This window comes from Halorubrum sp. C191, assembly GCF_002727095.1.
In the GTDB taxonomy this organism is placed as follows: Archaea; Halobacteriota; Halobacteria; order Halobacteriales; family Haloferacaceae; genus Halorubrum; species Halorubrum ezzemoulense.
The window spans coordinates 1-1,359 of sequence record NZ_NHNZ01000142.1 but is presented as its reverse complement, the minus strand read 5'-3'; the positions used below and the strand labels follow the sequence as shown (position 1 = coordinate 1,359).

Genomic DNA, 1,359 nt, shown 5'->3' with positions numbered 1-1,359 from the left:
ATAGCCGCGGAGCGGTACATCTCGGTGGCAAAGCCACAGTATCCCGCTCCGCAACGTCGAGCCGTCGACGAGGACCGAGACGCCGAGGCCGTCGTATCTCATAACGCCCGTTGTTATCAGCAATCACTCCGAGTCTCTGCCGATCCTGTCCTCAACTACTACTACACCACTGAATACAGGAGGTTTCTGCCTTTGGCTGTTGCTACAAGACGACGGAGAGACGCCGATGGAGTGTTATTGCCTTTCAGATGCCTGACGGCTTAGGGCGTCTCATCACGTCCTACACCTCTCCCCCGATAACGACACCGTGATTACCTGACGGAGACGATGTCTCCCCGAGCCGTTCGAGACGACGGGCTGCTTCCTCTGTGAACACGACCCTCTTGGTTCCACGTCTTTCCACCACGTCGACGCCGTCCCCGCCGAGCGAGTCGAGGAAGTCCATGACGCGAGCGACTGTCTGTGTGCGTCCCTTCGAATCCGTCCCCGCTCGGAGGACCGTGGCAATATCCCCGCTCCGTATCGAGTACCCCGCTGGCACTTTGTCGGCGTAATCCGTTACGTCCTGAGCCACAAATCTCGCACGGGATTGGTTCGCCGTCAATTCCCTGTCGGCTACGTCGTCGTCGAAGGCACAAACGCGCTCAAGCGGCGTCGACGGCGTCGAGGAGCCGTTGTCATGGCCGTCAGGGGTAGGGGATTCGTCGGGAGAACCGCCTTCCTCTACGGCGTCGAGGCGTTCCTCAACGTCAGTTAGTCGCTTGCGGTCCTCGGCAATATCCTTCGTCCGTTCCGCCCGCTCGTTGTCGACGGCGGCTTGCGTCTCCGCCAGCTCCTCGCGGAGTTGTTCTAACTCTCGTTGCTGTTCCTGGACTATCTCAACGAGTGCCGTGATCGTCTCCTCTGTGCTACCGTCAGCCGTGAGAGACAGATTGAAGTCTCCCGTCTGTGAAGTGCTCATGCTTCCATCCTGTCTGTCGGGAGTGTTTCCAGCACTCCCGTCCCGCCGTCTTTCCGACGAGATACGTGTACGTCTCGGGGTTATGCCTTCAAAGTGCCGACCGTCTCACGAGATAGTTCGGGCGTCAGGAATACACGACGGCGGAGCCGTAGGGGAAATTCGGACGCCACGGGAGAGTTATCACTTTCACTACCATACCACATGCGCACAGACGCTCGCCGTGGCGCGGCCGCGATAAAAATAGACTACATTTAGAGTATACTGATATACGATTTAGGTCGTAAGGATATACCCGTCATAACGTATCCCGGGCCGCGCGTGCGACCCCCTCCGCTTGACGCACGGTCCTCGAAGCAGACGCGATAGACAAAGAGTTTCGAGGGCGTCGACGGCGGCGG

At 58.9% G+C, this 1,359-nt stretch carries 2 protein-coding genes; one reads left to right on the top strand and one right to left on the bottom strand.

Features of this window, described 5'->3' with window-relative positions:
* On the top strand, nt 1-264 hold a 264-nt coding region (locus Z052_RS20745; RefSeq protein WP_206746948.1), incomplete at its 5' end, for a hypothetical protein.
* Between the two features lie 16 nt (nt 265-280).
* Here the strand turns inward: Z052_RS20745 and Z052_RS14160 are convergent.
* Entirely contained in the window at nt 281-961 is a 681-nt protein-coding gene (locus Z052_RS14160; RefSeq protein ID WP_094579659.1) for a hypothetical protein, read from the bottom strand.
* Nucleotides 962-1,359: the final 398 nt, after the last annotated feature.

Excerpts from the sequence above, each read along its gene's own strand:
- Z052_RS14160 (WP_094579659.1), bottom strand. The coding sequence starts at position 961 with ATGAGCACTTCACAGACGGGAGACTTCAATCTGTCTCTCACGGCTGAC.